Here is a 16,507-nt window from a genome sequence, read left to right as displayed (position 1 = left end):
ATAGGAAAGAAGCAGGGGGAGACAGGGAAATCCTGTCTCCCCCTGTTTTTATGGCAGGAAGTAACTGTGTGTCAGCCAGAGCCCATAAAGCAGGCTTGGCCAGGCGAGCCAGGGACAGAAAAACACCCTGCCCGGCAGGCTGCGGGGATGAAACCCCAGCCCGTGCATGACGCCGCAACTGACTGCCCACATCAACCAGGGCGCCACCCAGTGACCATGAGCACTGGTGTTGGCCGCAATCAGATTAGGGGCCTGTAAAATGGCGGCGGCCAACAGGGCCGCCGCGAGTAACATCAGACCCTGCCATGGCTGGCGCTCAAGGGGAGCGGCCAGCCGGGCCAGTTGGTCACTTCTCTTCATCGATCGTGCGATCCAGGTTCTCGGTGTGCTCCAGCCAGAGCGCATTGATGATCCCAAACGCACAAGCCAGCAGCAGACCCAGGATCCAGGTGAAATACCACATATCAGGGCACCTTCTTAGTAGAGCGATTGTTGGTTGTCTTCGATGTGCTTGTTGCTCACCCGGCCAAACATCTTGATGTAGGTCCAGATGGTGTACGCCAGCACAGTCGGCACAAAAATGGCAGCAACCACTGTCATCACCTTAAGGGTGTTGAAGGAGGCTGTAGCATCCCACATGGTCAGGCTCTGTGACGGCTCCAGGCTCGAAGGCATCACGAAGGGGAACATGGAGAAGCCGCAGGTCAGTATGATGCCCGCGATAGCCAGGGAGGAGCAGAGGAACGCCAACCAGCCCTTGCCCAGCTTGGCCACAAGCGCGGTCAGCAGGCTCATCACCAGACCCAGCACGGGGGCAGCAATCATCCAGGGATAGAGGCTGTAGTTCTGCATCCAGGCACCGGCCTGCACCACCACTTCCTTATGCAAAGGGTTGGTCACCGCATCGGTCGCCGCGCCGCTGACCACCACATAACCATCCATGCCACTGACCCAGACACCGGCCAGCGCGAAAGTCACCAGGGTCAACAGGGAGAAGATCATGGCGGCGGTACGGGAGCGAGCCAGCACTTCACCTTCGGTCTTCATCATCAGCCAGGTGGCACCCTGGGTCACGATCATGAACAGGCTGACCAGACCGGCCAGCAAGCCAAACGGGTTGAGCAGGCCGAAGAAGTTGCCGTGATAGGTCAGCATCAGGAACTGGTTGAAGCTGAACGGCACCCCCTGCAGCAGGTTGCCGAAGGCCACCCCGAAGATCACTGGCGGCACGGCGCTACCGATGAAGATTCCCCAATCCCAGTTGTTGCGCCATTTGGCATCTTCACGCAGGGAGCGGTACTTGAAGCCGACCGGACGCAGGAAGAGCGCCATCAGGGTCAAGATCATGGCGATGTAGAAGCCGGAGAAGGCTGCCGCATAGACCATGGGCCAGGCGGCAAACAGCGCACCACCCGCAGTGACCAGCCAGACCTGGTTACCTTCCCAGTGCGGCCCCATGGTGTTGAGCATCACTCGACGCTCAACATCCTTCTTGCCGACGAAGGGGAGCAGTGCGCCCACCCCCATATCAAAACCATCCGTGACAGCGAACCCGATCAGCAAGACACCGACCAGCACCCACCAGACCAGACGCAACATTTCGTAATCAAACATGAGTCGATCCCCTTATGCCTGGAGCTGTTCGAAGTGGTACTTGCCGGTTCTGAGGCTGCTAGGGCCCAGACGCGCATACTTGAACATCAGGTACATCTCGATGACCAGCAGTACCGAATAGAACAGACAGATGCCTATCAGGGAGAACCAGATCTCGGAGGCGGGTATGTTGGAGGCAGACACGAAGGTCGGCAACACTTCCGCTATGGTCCAGGGCTGACGGCCATACTCGGCCACAAACCAGCCACACTCGATGGCAATCCAGGGCAGAGGTATACCCCACAGCAACGCCTTGAGCAGCCACTTGCGCTGACCGATACGGTGACGAGTGCTGTCATAGAAGGCGATACCAATGAGCAGCAGCATGGCGATGCCACAGGCAACCATGATGCGGAACGCGAAGAACAGGGGCGCCACATGGGGGATGGAATCATCCACGGCGGACTTGATCTGGGCATCGGTCGCATCGACGACGTCATTGGTGTAGCGCTTGAGCAGCAGACCGTAACCGAGATCCTGTTTCACTTCATCGAAACGGGCACGGGTCTCTTCCGACTTGTCACCAGATTGCAGCTTGGTCAGCAGTTCGTAGGCGGTCATGCCGTTACGCACCCGCAGTTCATGCTCGCTCTTCAGATCCTTGATGCCGGTCACCTGCTCGTCCAGGGAGCGAGTGGCGATGATGCCGAGGGCATACGGGATCTTGATGGCGTAATCGGTGCGCATCTCCTCCTGGTTCGGAATGCCGAACAGGGTGAAGGAAGCCGGGGCCGGATGGGTATCCCACTCCGCCTCGATGGCGGCCAGTTTCACCTTCTGTACTTCACCTGTCTCGTAGCCGGACTCATCACCCAGGATCAACACAGACAGGATGGAGGCCATGCCAAAGGCTGCCGCGATGGCGAAGGAGCGACGAGCAAACGCCACATCCCGCCCCTTGAGCAGGTAATAGGAGGAGATGCCCAGCACGAACATGGCACCCGTGGTGTAGCCCGCCGCGACCGTGTGCACGAACTTGACCTGAGCTACCGGGTTGAACACCAGATCCGCGAAGCTCACCATCTCCATGCGCATGGATTCGAAGTTGAACTCGGCACCGACCGGGTTTTGCATCCAGCCGTTGGCGACCAGGATCCAGAGCGCGGAGAGGTTGGTTCCCAACGCCATCAACCAGGTTGCCGCCAGATGCTGACGCTTGGTGAGGCGATCCCAACCGAAGAAGAACATACCGACGAAGGTGGACTCGAGGAAGAAGGCCATCAAGCCTTCGATGGCCAGCGGGGCCCCGAAGATATCGCCGACATAGTGGGAGTAGTAGGCCCAGTTAGTCCCGAATTGGAACTCCATGGTCAGACCCGTTGTGACCCCCAAGGCGAAGTTGATCCCAAACAACTTGCCCCAGAACTTGGTCATGTCCCTGTAAACGGGGTTATTGGTCATGACATAGACAGATTCCATGATCGCAAGAATGAAGGCCATTCCCAGCGTCAGGGGTACAAACAGGAAGTGATAAAGGGCCGTCGCAGCAAATTGGAACCGCGATAGGTCTACCACATGCTCAGCAATCATGATGTTTCCTCACCGATTATTGGCACGGCTATTTTAGGTGTATTTAAGAACAAAGCTTCCGTTGGTGCTCCCGAACCCGCTGCGTACTGCATCACTTCACAACCGCATTGTTAGGTCACGACCAAATATTAACAACAAGGCAATAACTAAGAACAAATAAAGCTAATGTTTAACAACTACAAAACAAGCAGCTGGTATTTATTCTCGCCCATGATGACGACTGTTTTATATCATCTTTATTTGATTGAAATCAATGTAAAACCAGTGTCAATACATGTGTTTCAAAGGGTTTTTTACGCTTAAATTACATCCACTTTGAGAGCAAAGTCACACATTCACAAAGATTTTAATTTATTGATTTAAATCAATTTTTACAAATTGCGCGCCACGATAAAACCTATTAAATAAATCGTTGCATCAATATAGACCTACTCATTTCTGTCCAAGATGATGCCTCGATGCGAAATTACTGAAAAACCGATAAAAACGCATGTTCATGCTAGTTTGAATCGCCAGAAAATGAATTAATAAAACTAATCCGAAAGTGACAATTTTTCTTGTTTGCTCCTTCATGAACCTCCTCCTACAATGCGCCCCGCAGTGAGGGCAATCCCTTGGATACAGGCCGGTTAATCAGGGTTCCCAGTGCGTTTTTGATGACCATTTCGAATCTGACAGAGGGATACCAAGATGAAAAAGTTTGTTACTAAAGCGATCCGTTATTACAAGATCTCTTTCGTTCAGCTGTATCAAATGAACCGACTCTGAGTCTCGCGACGACTCACCGTTTTTGCCTTACCCGGCTTGTGTCCAGGCGCACTCACTGTCTGTGAACATCCACCCTGAATTGTCTTTTATGCCCACCGCCTGTGCGTGTGGGCTTTTTTATGCCCGCCCATAAAAAAACCGCCCCAGAGGACGGTTTTGTGTCGAACCAGCCGTTTTCAGCTCTCAGCGGGTCGCTGCAGACCGAAGTGGGCATAGGCTCTAACCGTCGCAATCCTGCCTCTTGGAGTACGTTGCAGATAACCCTGCTGGATCAGGTAGGGCTCAAGCACGTCCTCAATAGTGTCCTTCTCTTCACCGATGGCGGCAGCCAGGTTATCCAGCCCGACAGGTCCGCCCATAAACTTGTCAATCACAGCCAACAATAGCTTGCGATCCATGAAGTCGAAACCTTCGTTATCCACGTCCAGCATGTCCATGGCACGGGCCGCAATGGGGCCATCGATGCGGCCATCGGATTTCACCTGGGCGAAATCACGGACCCGGCGTAACAATCGGTTAGCAATGCGGGGGGTGCCACGGGAGCGGCGCGCCACTTCCAGGGCGCCATCGTCGGTCATCTCAAGGCCCAGGCAGCGGGCGCTACGCGCGACTATGTCGGTCAAGTCCTTGACGTTGTAGAACTCCAGCCGCTGGACGATGCCGAATCTGTCCCGCAGCGGGCTGGTGAGGGAGCCGGCCCGGGTGGTGGCGCCAATCAGGGTGAAGGGGGGCAGGTCGAGCTTGATGGAGCGGGCCGCGGGCCCCTCTCCTATCATGATGTCGAGCTGATAATCTTCCATCGCCGGATAGAGCACCTCCTCCACCACTGGGCTGAGTCGGTGAATTTCGTCGATGAAGAGCACATCGTTAGGCTCGAGGTTGGTGAGCAGCGCCGCCAGATCCCCAGCTTTCTCCAGCACAGGACCCGAGGTGGTCTTGATGTTCACCCCCATCTCATTGGCCACGATATTGGCGAGGGTGGTCTTGCCCAGACCCGGTGGGCCAAAGATCAGCAAATGATCCAGCGCCTCGCCACGTTGGCGGGCGGCTTCGATGAAGATCTCCATCTGGGCGCACACAGGATCCTGGCCGGTATAGTCGGCCAGCTTCTTGGGACGAATAGCCCTGTCGATGACCTCATCTTCACGAACACCCGTGGCCGAGATGAGGCGGTCTGCTTCGATCATCTCTTACCTCACACCAGACTACGCAGGGATTCGCGGATGATGGCTTCCACCGACATCCCCTCCTTGGCGACCTTGCCCACAATCTGGCTCGCCTGAGCCGGCTTGTAACCGAGCGCGACCAGGGCGCTGGCCGCCTCCTCGCTCGCATCGGGGGCGCGCAGGCTGCTCTCCTGGGCGGGCAGGCTGATAGTCGCTGGCGAGAAGAGGTCGTGACTGACCCAGCCCTTGAGCCTGTCTTTCATCTCCACCACCAAGCGCTCGGCGGTCTTCTTGCCGACCCCTGGCAACTTGACCAGGGTGCTTATCTCCTCGCGCTCGACGCTGAGCACGAACTGGCTGGCCGTCATGCCGGAGAGGATGGCCAGCGCCAGCTTGGGGCCGACGCCATTGGTTTTGATCAGCTCGCGAAACAGGGCGCGCTCCTGCTTGTGGTTGAAGCCATACAGCAGCTGGGCATCTTCACGCACCACGAAGTGAGTCTGAACGATCGCCTCCTTGCCAAGCTCGGGCAAGTCATAGAAGCAGCTCATGGGCATCTGGACCTCATAGCCCACGCCCCCCACCTCGAGCAACACCTCGGGGGGATTCTTCTCAATTACAATGCCTCTCAAGCGACCGATCACGGCTTGTCTCCTCAACCAAAACAGCTCGTCATAAAGTGGCCCCTAGCATAAAGAATAACTGGATAAGTATCCAGCATATGCCAGCCTCCCCACTCTCCTCTTTCCGTGCTTTTATCGCGGACAGGACCCTTAAGAAGGTATGCGTTCAAGCTGAACCCATGATGGGGCCGGCTAAACCTCCATATTTAATTCATTTAGATTCAATTAATTACGAAAAAAATCATCAATAGGGACTGGCTATATGCCCCGAACTGACTAGTCTGAACTCGCCGGTGAGATCTAAATGAGACTCATCGGTATTCTTCCACCTTTGTCACGCGCATCACTGCGCAAGGAGAGCAAGATGGCTAATGGACGTATCAGCTTTTGGGAAGGCAATGGCGCCACTCAGGATCAGGTCGGCAACACCCTCAGTGGTGGCGCGAGTTACAACATCAACTGCCAGAGCGGAGACCATGGTTTTCGCAATGATGAAGCCCGCTCCCTGAAGCTGGAGGGCCTCCCCGGCATCACCCTGATCAAGGTGTATGACAGTCCGTCAGCCAGCACCGACGATGACTGGGCCCAGATCCTGATCAAGGGGCCCATTGCCGACTCCGTCGTCGTCAGCAGCTTCAACAGCAGCGCCAATTTGGATGGGGGCAATGTGGTCGTCACCAGCCATTACCACAATGGCCTGGATGGCAAGATATCGAAGATCATGATCGACTATCTCGGCTGATCCTGGCGCCCTCCTCTTAGCAAGGCGGCCGGCATCCAGGCCGCCTTTTTCTGCCTTTCTCCTATCACCCGCCCCCTCATAGGCCATCGCCAGCCAGTGGGCGCACTCCTGCGCGATGACGAACAGAGAAATAGTCCGCATTGGTGCGCTATCGCGAACAGATAATCGCATTAGGGCAGTGACCCATGTTAAAATTCCGCCCTTGCATTTATCCAGGGCCCGGCGGCCCGTCTCACGTTAAGGTTCATCGCGATGCGTACCAGCCATTATCTGCTTTCTACCCTCAAGGAAACTCCGTCCGACGCCGAGGTTGTCAGCCATCAGCTGATGCTGCGCGCCGGCATGATCCGCAAACTGGCCTCCGGCATGTACGCCTGGTTGCCCTCTGGTCTGCGTGTACTCAAGAAGATTGAGAACATAGTCCGCGAAGAGATGAACAACGCAGGGGCTGTCGAAGTGTCCATGCCGGTGGTTCAACCGGCCGAATTGTGGCAGGAATCCGGCCGCTGGGACGACTACGGCCCCGAGCTGTGCCGCCTGACCGACCGTCACAACCGTGCCTTCGTGCTGGGCCCGACCCACGAAGAGGTGATCACCGCCCTGGTCCGTAACGAGGTGAACAGCTACAAGCAGCTGCCCCTGAACCTCTATCAGATCCAGACCAAGTTCCGCGATGAAGTGCGTCCCCGTTTCGGTGTGATGCGCGGTCGCGAGTTCCTGATGAAGGATGCCTACTCCTTCCACATCGACAAGGCCTCGCTGATCGAGACCTACGAGCGGATGCACGCCGCCTACTGCACCGCCTTCACCCGCATGGGCCTGAACTTTCGCCCGGTGCAGGCCGATACCGGCTCCATCGGTGGCACTGGCTCCCATGAGTTCCAGGTGCTGGCCGAGAGCGGTGAAGACCTGATCGCCTTCTCCGACAGCTCCGACTACGCCGCCAACATCGAGATGGCCGAAGCCCTGGCCCCGGCCGGTGAGCGCGCTGCCGCGACCCAAGCCCTGACCAAGGTCGCTACCCCGGCGGTGCACAGCATCGATGAGGTCGCCGCCTTCCTGAGCCTGGCACCGAGCGCCATCGCCAAGACCCTGCTGGTACTGGCTGATACGGACGAGCACGGCAAGCAGGCCGTGATTGCCCTGATAGTGCGCGGCGACCATGAGCTCAACGAGCTCAAGGCAGAGAAGCTGGCCGGGGTGGCCAACCCGCTCACCTTCGCCAGCGACGAGCAGATCCTCGCCGCGGCAGGCTGCGAGGCAGGCTCCATCGGTCCGGTCGGCTTTGCCGGTCGCATCATCGTCGATCGCAGCGCCGCCCAGCTGAGCGATTTTGTTTGTGGCGCCAACGAGACTGGCTGCCACCTGACCGGTGCCAACTGGGATCGTGACATCACCGCTTACGAAGTGGCCGATCTGCGCAACGTCGTCGAAGGGGACCCCAGCCCCTGCGGCCAGGGCAAGCTGCTGCTCAAACGCGGCATCGAAGTGGGCCACATCTTCCAGCTGGGCACCAAGTACTCCGAAGCCATGAAGGCCAACGTGCTCAACGAGGGCGGCAAGTCCGTCACCATGGAGATGGGCTGCTACGGTATCGGGGTCTCCCGCCTGGTGGCTGCCGCCATCGAGCAGAACAATGACCAGTACGGCATTATCTGGCCGGATGCCATAGCACCGTTCGAAGCGGTCATCATTCCGATGAACATGCACAAATCGGTACGGGTTGCCGAACTGGCCGAGCGTTTCTACACCGAGCTGAAAGCCGCCGGGGTCGACACCCTGTTCGATGACCGTAAAGAGCGCCCGGGCGTGATGTTTGCCGACATGGAGCTGCTGGGCGTCCCCCACGCCATCGTCATCGGCGATCGTGGCCTGGACAGCGGCGTGGTGGAGTACAAGTGCCGCCGTACCGGTGAGAAGCAGGAAGTGGCCATCACCGACATCGTCGCCATGATCAAGGCCAAGCTGGGCCGTTAATCCCCGCCAACGCCCATAAAAAAGCGCGCCAATCGGCGCGCTTTTTGTTGTCTGGTGATCCAGCGTCTCCAGGCAACAGTGCCTAATTGCGACCAATAAAGAGGTCGGTCACATGGCAGCTGCTGCGCGCCTCCAGGGCATCGAGCATGTATTCGGCAGCGTCTTCCGGGGTCATGAAACCACTCGGGTCCACGTGATCCGAGTTGTCCCAGAATTCACTGCGAATGCCGCTTGGATAGAGGTTGACCAAGCGCAACGGGCCGCCCTTGGTCTCGGCGCGCAAGGATTCGAGAAAGCCGCGCATGCCCCATTTGGAGGCGCAATAGAGGCTCTCGTTGGCCTTGCCAACCTGCGCGGCCGAGGAGAGCACGTTGGCGAGTATGCCGCCCCGCTCCCCGATGAGCCGCACCGTCTGCTGGGCCACCAAAATGGTGGAGACAAGATTATTCTCCACCACCCGGCGCACCTGTTCGGCGGTATAGACGCCGACCGGGCCAAATTCACCGACCCCGGCGCAATGGATCACCAGACTCGGCAGACCGCCCCACTCCACCGCAGCGGCGAAGGCCATCTCCACCTCTTCGTGGTGGGAGAGATCCGCCGCGATGCCGATCACGGCCTGACCGAGTTCGGCCTCCAGATCCTGCAATTTCTGGTAACGGCGTCCCATCATGGCCACCCGGTGACCGCGGGCCACCAGTCCATTCGTCAAGGCTCGGCCCAGACCAGACCCCGCCCCCGTCACAATGATGTTGCCCATGAGGAACCCTCGTTACGGTGAAATTAGAAGCTGAATTCGGCGCCAGCGAACCAGCCATCTATCCGCTGATCAACCTTGTCAAAGTCGACATCGACTTGACGCCAGCCAGCGCGCAGCTTGAGCGGCAGGGAGGAGAACTTGTAAGCACCACCCAGACGGTAGTCATAGTTGTCTGCATCCTGCACCCGGGCATCGCCGAAGGCAGAGAAGCCGGTACCCGGCAGACGCACTTCGGCGCTGCTGTAAGCCATCAGCACGTCTTTGTCATAGGAGTAGTGCTGGGTATTGAAGTCCCCTTCATAACGACGACCGGTCAGACCCAGATCGATCTGGAACAGATCGTTGTTGAACAGGCGATAGTAGAGGCTCAGATCGTAGGCTTGCAGATCGTTGTCGAAGGCGCCGCCGCTGGAGCTCAGGTCGGACATTTCAAACTTGGCATTGGGCAGTAGGATGATGCCATGCTCCAGCTGCAGGTAACCGCTCCAGTTGTTTTTGTCATCAAAGCTGCCGTTGGCCCCGATGTCGTTGACGTGACCGCTACCTTCGGCATTCCAGATATCGCTGCCGACGGCAAAGCGCCAGTCATCGGCGGCCATGGCAGAGGTGCTCATCAGGGCAAGCAGGGAAGAGGCCAACAGTGTCTTTTTCATTATTAAACTCCAGAGAATGCGGGATTAGACCCGCATTTTACCTCGCTTATCCCCAATACCTAGCAAGATTATCCACACAGCGACCAATTCTGACCCAGATCTGACCCGGATTAGTGCTGCATACCCGCCGAAGGCTCGACCGGTTTCACCGGTAACAACAGACCCAGGGTCTGACCATTATCCAGACTCAGGGTCAGGGGGAAGGGGGTATCCTGACTGGGTTGATCCTTGAGATCGAACAGCATGATGTGAAAACTGCCCGGCTTGAGCGCCACCTCTCCCTTGGCCGGGATCTCGATGCTCTCGACCTGACGCATACGCATCACGCCATTTTCATGGAGGTGAGTATGCAGCTCGGCGCGAGCCACCTCTGGAGAGCTGGCGCCGGTCAGTTTCACCGGGTCATCACCGTCGTTTTTCAGCACCACGAAGGCCGCCGTGTTGGGGGAGCCAGGGGGCAGCAGACGTACATAACCGTCGCTGGCAGTCACGTTCGCCAGCACCGGGGTCGCCAGCAACAGGGAGACAGCCGCATAAAACATGCGTTTTAACATGGTTGAAATCCTTTTATGAACTTGTTAAGAAAGGAAAAGCTTACTGCCAAGCGCGGAGCTTGAACAGACCACCAGCCAAGGATTGCGACATGAACGACCCCATCATCAGCCAGCGCCAGCAGGGGGTACTGACCCTAACCTTTAATCGCCCCGCCAAACGCAACGCCCTCAATGGCGCCATGTATCAAGCATTGACCCAGCAATTGCGCGAGGCCGCGCTGGACGCGGACGTGCGAGTAGTGCTGCTGCAGGGCCAACAGGACTGCTTCACCGCCGGCAACGATCTCGGCGATTTCATCGGCAAGGAGAGCCTCGGCGAGGATGACCCCATCTTGCAGTTCCTGCACACCCTTGCCGATTTCCCCAAGCCGCTGGTTGCCGCCGTGGCAGGGGCGGCGGTGGGCATAGGCACCACCCTGCTGCTGCACTGCGATCTGGTCTATCTGGCAGATAACGCCAGGCTGCAACTGCCCTTCGTCGAGCTGGGTCTGGTGCCTGAGTTTGCTTCCAGTTTGTTGCTGCCCCGGGCCGTGGGTCACCTCAAGGCGTGCGAGCTGCTGTTGCTGGCAGAGCCACTCTCGGCCCGGGAGGCGCTGGAGCTGGGGCTGACCAACCAGGTGCTGGCCCCGGGCGATCTCCTGGCCCATGCCAAACACCAGGCCGAGCGGCTCGCCGACAAGCCTCCCCTTGCCCTGCAAAGAAGCAAGGCCCTGCTCAAACAAGAGCTCAGGCAGGCGGTTCATTTCGTCATCGACACGGAGGCGCGCGCCTTCTCCCTGGCGTTGCAGGGGGAAGAGGCGCAAGCGCGCATCGCCCGCAAACTGGCCACCAGGGGATAAACCCGTCGCAACCCGCCCGCTCAACCCGGGTGAGGTTGATCAGTTGAGACGAAAACGTCCAATCAGCTCGCAACCTTGCAAGATGTCCTGACTCTGGATCAGCCTGGCTATCTCGGGGTTGGGGTGGCGACGCAGGAAACCAAGCAGAGCGGCGCGGCAGCACCCCAGCTCACTGATGAGGGACTCGCAGCCCTTGTGGGGGCACTGGGGCACCAGTGCCGTCACCAATTCGGCGGCAAGTTTGAGGTAGCGCAACTCGTAGTTGGGCTCCCCCATGGCACGCCAGAAGTCGGCGAGACGATGGCAGGTGGCAACCCGCATGGTGGCCAGCTCTTCGAGGTCGATGGTGACGGGTTTGCTCTGCTCATCGACGGACTCGGAGATGACGCCAAGGGCCTGCTGATAGAGGCAGACCGCGGAGCCTAGCGCCCCCTGTGTCAAGGAGTGCTCGGCTTCTATCATGTAACGCTGCCAGTGCGCCTCAGTGTCATCCGGCCTGGTGAGTGTCTGTGCCATGAGAGACCTCCTTACTTGAATGAGGCCTATCATGATGCCTAAACGAGAATGAATATCAAGCTGACAGATTGTGCAGGATCTCTGCTCCTGTTGCCCCCATCACACTCTGTCATCGGCGTCGCCCTGTCTCATCCCAAGGCAGGTTAAGATGATGCCAACCTAAGGAAGGGCATGATGAACAATGGAAGTCGGGGCCTGCTGATCGGCCTCTGGGTCACCTTGATGGTGATGATCGCCTTCACGGCGCGCCAATGGGGACTGGAGAGCCTGCGCCAGCAGGCACTGCTCGACAATGAACGGCTCGCGGGGCAGCTGCTGGGCGAGCTCGACAAGTACCGCCGCTTGCCGGCCCTGATCGCCACCCGCAGCGAGCTCAAACAGACCTTGCTGCTGCAGTTTCCTCCCTATCGCCTCCACCCCCTGCTGGAGCAGTACAACGAGATCCTGGGGACGGATGCCATCTATCTGATGACGGAGCAGGGAGAGGTGCTCTCCGCCAGTAATTGGCGGCAACAGGACAGCTTTGTCGGCGATAACTACCACTTCCGCCCCTATTTTCGCCAGGCGATGCAGGGTAAACCCGGCAGCTACTTCGCCCTGGGTCAACGGTCGGGGCGGCGCGGCTACTACTTCTCCTATCCGGTCCAAGATGGCGATCGCCGGCTCGGGGTCGTGGTGGTCAAGGTGGCGCTCTCCCTGATCGATGAGCGCTGGGCCCGCAGCGATCTCGACTACCTGCTCACCGACGAATACGGTGTCGTCTTCTTCGCCTCTCAGCCTGACTGGCTCTATCGCCCCCTGGTTCGGCTCGATCAGGCAACCCGCCACATTCTGGCCGAGGAGCGTAAATATGGGGACAAACTGGGCGCCCCCTTGAGCGATCTCGCCTCCCTCGGCCTGCTGCGCAGCCAGAGCGAGTGGCACTGGGGCCAGGGCTATCTGTTCACCGGCACCGCCATGCCGACTGCCGGCTGGCACCTCTATACCCTGGAGCCACTCCATGACTTGCGCCCCATCATCGCCAAGGCCCTGGCCAGCTTCACCCTGGTCTCCCTGCTGCTGCTGATGATCTGGCTCTACTGGCGCCAGGTACTGCTCGGTCGCGCCCGCCTGGCCCGGCTCAACAACTTGCTGGAGCACAAGGTCAACCAGCGCACCAAGGCCCTCTCCACCAGCAACCAGGACTTGGTCGCCACCCTGGACAAGTTCCGTCAGACCCAGCGAGAGCTGGTCGATACCCAGGAGCAGCTGGTACAGACCGCCAAGCTGGCCCTGCTCGGCGAGATGTCGGCCGGGATCAACCATGAACTCAACCAGCCCCTGGCCGCCATGCGGGCCTATGGCGAGAATGCCTTGCAGCTGCTCGACCAGGGCCGTCTCGATAGCTGCCGCGACAACCTGCTGCAAATCAATGATCTAAACCACCATATGAGCGAGCTGGTGGCCCGCTTCAAGGTGTTCGCCCGCAAGGGAGAGCAGCGGCTGCAGGCGGTGGCGCTGCAACCCGTGGTTCACGCCAGCCTCTCCCTCTTGCACGGCCAGATGATCAAGCAGGGAGTGCTGGTCGAAACCCGCCTACCCAGCGAGCCCCTCTATGTGCGCGCCGATGCAGTCCAGCTCGAACAGGTGCTGGTCAACCTGCTGCACAATGCCCTGCAGGCCTGCGCCAGCAGCGGCCCTCCCCGGGTCTGGCTCGAGGTGGAGAGCCGGGCGGAGCAGGTGAGCATCGCCGTCATCGACAATGGCCCCGGCCTCCAGGTCGAGGCCAGGCAGCTGTTTGCCCCTTTCTATACCACCAAGTCCCAGGGGCTGGGGCTGGGGCTGACCATATCCCTGCGCATCATCACCGCCTTTGGCGGCACCCTGGACGCCACCAATGACCCAAGAGGCGGAGCCCGCTTCACCATCACGCTGCCCGCGGTTGACCCCAGCCTGAGGAGCCCCCTGTGAAGCAGACTTGCTCCTGCCATGATGCTGCGCTCACCCTTCGCCATCTCACCCGCACAGCCCGGGCCACAGCGCCCTCAAGGAGGCCGACATGAACCAAGTCATGCTGATCGACGATGAACACCACCTGCGTCTCTCCCTCGGCCAGACTCTGGAGCTGGCCCAGTGGCAGGTCACCACCTTCGCCAGCGCCACCGAGGCGCTGCCTCACATCAAGGCGCAGTGGCCCGGCATCATCATCAGCGACATCAACATGCCCGGCATGAACGGCATCGCCCTGCTCGAGGAGATCATGGGCCGTGACCCCGAGCTGCCGGTGATCCTGCTCACCGGTCATGGGGATATCTCGACGGCGGTGCAGGCCATTCGCCTCGGCGCCTACGACTTTATCGAGAAGCCGTTCGGCACCGAGCAGTTGCTGGAGGTCGTGCGCCGCGCCTGTGACAAGCGGCGTCTGGTGCTGGAAAACCGCGAGCTGCGCAGCGAGCTGGAGGCCCAGAGCGGGCCGGGCCCCAGGCTGCTCGGCACCCACCCGGCCATCAAGCGGCTGCGCCAGATCCTCACCCACATCAAGGATGCCCCCGCCGACGTGCTCATCATGGGCGAGACGGGGTGTGGCAAGGAGTTGGTCGCCCGCTTCCTGCACGATCACTCGATACGGGCCGCCGAGCCCTTTGTCGCCATCAACTGCGGCGCCGTGCCCGAGACCATGATAGAGAGCGAGCTGTTCGGCTTCGAGGCGGGCGCCTTCACGGGCGCCCAGAAGCGACGGGTCGGCAAGATAGTCTGGGCCGACAAGGGCACCCTCTTCCTCGACGAGATTGAGAGCATGCCCATGGCGCTGCAGATCAAACTGCTGCGGGTACTGGAAGATAGAAAGGTCGAGCCACTCGGTACCAACCAGCTGATCTCGCTGGATATCAGGGTACTGGCCGCCAGCAAGATGGATCTGAAAAAACTGGTCGAGCAGGGCACGTTTCGCGCCGATCTCTATTACCGGCTCAATGTCGTGAGGGTCGATATCCCCCCATTGCGGGAGCGCAAGGAGGATGTGCCCCTGCTGTTTGAAAACTTCCTGCGGGTGGCGGCGACCCGCTATCAGCTGGCACCGCCGCGCCTTGGCGCAGAGCAGCGCGCCTGGTTGTTGGCCCACGACTGGCCGGGCAATGTGCGCGAGCTGCGCAACCTGGCCGAACGCTGCGTACTGATGGGGGAAGAGGGCGCCTTTGCCGATCTCAGCCTGGGTTGCGAGGCCCTGACCCTGGCCGAGCAGGTCGACCGGTTCGAGCGCATACTGCTGACCGACACCCTCAGCCAGCATCGCGGTCGCCTGAAAGAGGTTCAGGAGGTACTCGGCCTGCCCCGCAAGACCCTGTACGACAAGATGCGTAAATATGGCCTCGACAAGCAGGATTACAAACTCGGAGACGAGGCCAGCGAGGGGGCATAACGCTCCCAGGCCGCACTGCCAGTCGGTACGCCCTGGCTGAAAGAGACCCCGGCGACCCTGCCTCAGCGCGTCCAGGGGCGGATCCCAACCTCGATCTCCTGCGAGAATTGGCGAAACCCCACCCATGCCAGCAGGGAGATGGGGGGATTGCCACCCCTTTTCGCGGCGCACTCATCTCGCCCCCGGGCCGCCACGGCCCGGCCCTTCTGGAATGTTGCAAAAATGTTGCAATTGGCACGCAAGTTGCCTTGTTGAGTGGGAATGCACTGACCCACACACAAGGATGAACACAATGACATTCAGAACCCGCGCCCTGACCGCCGCCCTCACCCTGGCCCTCGGCATCTCGACGGCCTTCGCCGCCCCCATCGAACTCAAGTTCTCCCACGTGGTGGCGGACAACACCCCCAAAGGCCAGATGGCAAACCACTTCAAGCAGTTGGTGGATGAGCGTCTCAAGGGACAAGTCGAGGTCAAGGTCTATCCCAGCTCCCAGCTGTTCGGGGATGGCAAGGAGCTCGAAGCCATGCTGCTCGGTGACGTGCAGATGATTGCCCCCTCCCTCTCCAAGTTCCAGAAATACACGGATCAGCTGCAGATCTTCGACCTGCCCTTCCTGTTCAATGACATGGCCGCCGTCGACCGATTCCAGCAGGGCAAGGAGGGCCAGGCCATGCTGGGCTCCCTGGAAAAATATGGCCTGGTGGGTCTGGGGTACCTGCACAACGGCATGAAGCAGATCTCCGCCAGCAACCCCCTCAAGACCCCGGCCGATGCCAAGGGCAAGAAGTTCCGCATCCAGACCTCGGACGTGCTGGCCGCCCAGTTTGAAGCCATCCAGGCCGTGCCGGTGAAGAAACCCTTCGCCGAGGTGTTCACCCTGCTGCAGACCAAGGCCATCGATGGCCAGGAGAACACCTGGTCCAACATTTACTCCCAGAAGTTCTTCGAGGTGCAGCCCTATATCACCGAGACCAACCACGGGGTGCTGGATTACCTGATCGTCACCAACGCCGACTTCTGGAACGGCCTGCCAGACAATGTGCGTAGCGAGCTCAAGAAGGCCCTGGACGAATCGGTCACCTTCGGCAACAAGATTGCCGCCGAGAAAGACAGCGAGGACAAGGCCGCCATCTTCGCCTCCGGCAAGAGCCAGCTGATCACCCTGACCGATGCCGAGCGCAGCCAGTGGGTCGAGGCCATGAAACCGGTCTGGCAGCAATTTGAAGGGGCCATCGGCAAGCAACTCATCGACGCCGCCGTCGCCGCCAATCAGCAGTAAGGAACCAGAAGGCCCCTGCCAGCAAAGGGTAGGGGCCCTCTCAGGGA

Annotated in this window: 16 protein-coding genes; 6 read left to right on the top strand and 10 right to left on the bottom strand. The window is 59.5% G+C overall.

The window, feature by feature from the left end:
- Positions 1-48 precede the first annotated feature (48 nt).
- From KYK33_RS03610 to ruvA, 6 genes are all read right to left on the bottom strand, one after another.
- Positions 49-360, bottom strand: coding sequence for a cyd operon YbgE family protein (locus KYK33_RS03610; protein ID WP_224432054.1), 312 nt, complete (start codon positions 358-360; stop codon positions 49-51).
- Positions 347-463 carry a cytochrome bd-I oxidase subunit CydX gene (cydX, locus tag KYK33_RS03605; protein WP_042041569.1) on the bottom strand — a complete coding sequence of 39 codons (117 nt, stop codon included), beginning with the start codon at positions 461-463 and terminating at the stop codon, positions 347-349. Before cydX ends, KYK33_RS03610 begins: the two co-directional genes overlap by 14 nt.
- Positions 464-477: 14 nt before the next feature.
- Positions 478-1,614 carry a cytochrome d ubiquinol oxidase subunit II gene (gene cydB / locus KYK33_RS03600; RefSeq protein WP_224432053.1) on the bottom strand — a complete coding sequence of 379 codons (1,137 nt, stop codon included), beginning with the start codon at positions 1,612-1,614 and terminating at the stop codon, positions 478-480.
- A gap of 12 nt (positions 1,615-1,626) precedes the next feature.
- Positions 1,627-3,183 carry a cytochrome ubiquinol oxidase subunit I gene (locus KYK33_RS03595; protein ID WP_224432052.1) on the bottom strand — a complete coding sequence of 519 codons (1,557 nt, stop codon included), beginning with the start codon at positions 3,181-3,183 and terminating at the stop codon, positions 1,627-1,629.
- A gap of 944 nt (positions 3,184-4,127) precedes the next feature.
- The gene (gene ruvB, locus KYK33_RS03590) at positions 4,128-5,138 is read right to left on the bottom strand and encodes a Holliday junction branch migration DNA helicase RuvB (RefSeq protein ID WP_042041572.1); all 1,011 of its coding nucleotides are present in this window, start codon (positions 5,136-5,138) and stop codon (positions 4,128-4,130) included.
- A gap of 8 nt (positions 5,139-5,146) precedes the next feature.
- On the bottom strand, positions 5,147-5,761 hold the full coding sequence (gene ruvA, locus KYK33_RS03585) for a Holliday junction branch migration protein RuvA (RefSeq protein WP_042041573.1): 615 nt from the start codon (positions 5,759-5,761) through the stop codon (positions 5,147-5,149).
- A 343-nt stretch (positions 5,762-6,104) separates the two neighbouring features.
- Here ruvA and KYK33_RS03580 point away from each other — a divergent pair, with 343 nt between their 5' ends.
- Together KYK33_RS03580 and KYK33_RS03575 are read left to right on the top strand one after the other, a co-directional pair.
- Entirely contained in the window at positions 6,105-6,482 is a 378-nt protein-coding gene (locus tag KYK33_RS03580; protein ID WP_224432051.1) for a hypothetical protein, read from the top strand.
- A 252-nt stretch (positions 6,483-6,734) separates the two neighbouring features.
- A complete protein-coding gene (locus KYK33_RS03575) occupies positions 6,735-8,459 on the top strand; it encodes a proline--tRNA ligase (protein WP_224432050.1) in 1,725 nt (574 codons plus the stop codon).
- A gap of 82 nt (positions 8,460-8,541) precedes the next feature.
- Here KYK33_RS03575 and KYK33_RS03570 read toward each other — a convergent pair whose 3' ends face one another.
- From KYK33_RS03570 to KYK33_RS03560, 3 genes are all read right to left on the bottom strand, one after another.
- Positions 8,542-9,219 carry an SDR family oxidoreductase gene (locus KYK33_RS03570; RefSeq protein ID WP_042041575.1) on the bottom strand — a complete coding sequence of 226 codons (678 nt, stop codon included), beginning with the start codon at positions 9,217-9,219 and terminating at the stop codon, positions 8,542-8,544.
- Between the two features lie 23 nt (positions 9,220-9,242).
- On the bottom strand, positions 9,243-9,872 hold the full coding sequence (locus tag KYK33_RS03565; RefSeq protein WP_042041576.1) for a TIGR04219 family outer membrane beta-barrel protein: 630 nt from the start codon (positions 9,870-9,872) through the stop codon (positions 9,243-9,245).
- A gap of 110 nt (positions 9,873-9,982) precedes the next feature.
- Positions 9,983-10,426 (bottom strand): copper chaperone PCu(A)C, encoded by a 444-nt coding sequence (locus tag KYK33_RS03560; RefSeq protein ID WP_224432049.1) that lies wholly within the window; start codon positions 10,424-10,426, stop codon positions 9,983-9,985.
- An 89-nt stretch (positions 10,427-10,515) separates the two neighbouring features.
- Here KYK33_RS03560 and KYK33_RS03555 point away from each other — a divergent pair, with 89 nt between their 5' ends.
- A complete protein-coding gene (locus KYK33_RS03555; RefSeq protein ID WP_224432048.1) occupies positions 10,516-11,265 on the top strand; it encodes an enoyl-CoA hydratase-related protein in 750 nt (249 codons plus the stop codon).
- A gap of 39 nt (positions 11,266-11,304) precedes the next feature.
- On the opposite strand, the gene KYK33_RS03550 is transcribed toward KYK33_RS03555, so the two are convergent.
- Positions 11,305-11,781: a DUF2753 family protein gene (locus tag KYK33_RS03550; protein WP_224432047.1), complete on the bottom strand. Its 477-nt coding sequence runs from the start codon at positions 11,779-11,781 to the stop codon at positions 11,305-11,307.
- Positions 11,782-11,952: 171 nt separating this feature from the next.
- Here KYK33_RS03550 and KYK33_RS03545 point away from each other — a divergent pair, with 171 nt between their 5' ends.
- The 3 genes from KYK33_RS03545 (at position 11,953) to KYK33_RS03535 (ending at position 16,460) form a co-directional block, all read left to right on the top strand.
- Positions 11,953-13,731 (top strand): ATP-binding protein, encoded by a 1,779-nt coding sequence (locus KYK33_RS03545; RefSeq protein ID WP_224432046.1) that lies wholly within the window; start codon positions 11,953-11,955, stop codon positions 13,729-13,731.
- 88 nt (positions 13,732-13,819) lie between these two features.
- Positions 13,820-15,178, top strand: coding sequence for a sigma-54-dependent transcriptional regulator (locus KYK33_RS03540; protein ID WP_224432045.1), 1,359 nt, complete (start codon positions 13,820-13,822; stop codon positions 15,176-15,178).
- 292 nt (positions 15,179-15,470) lie between these two features.
- Positions 15,471-16,460 carry a TRAP transporter substrate-binding protein gene (locus KYK33_RS03535; protein WP_042041582.1) on the top strand — a complete coding sequence of 330 codons (990 nt, stop codon included), beginning with the start codon at positions 15,471-15,473 and terminating at the stop codon, positions 16,458-16,460.
- The last annotated feature ends 47 nt before the right edge of the window (positions 16,461-16,507 follow it).

This window comes from Aeromonas rivuli (assembly GCF_020149575.1).
Lineage (GTDB): Bacteria > Pseudomonadota > Gammaproteobacteria > Enterobacterales > Aeromonadaceae > Aeromonas > Aeromonas rivuli.
This window is presented reverse-complemented; position numbering and strand designations above follow the sequence as displayed.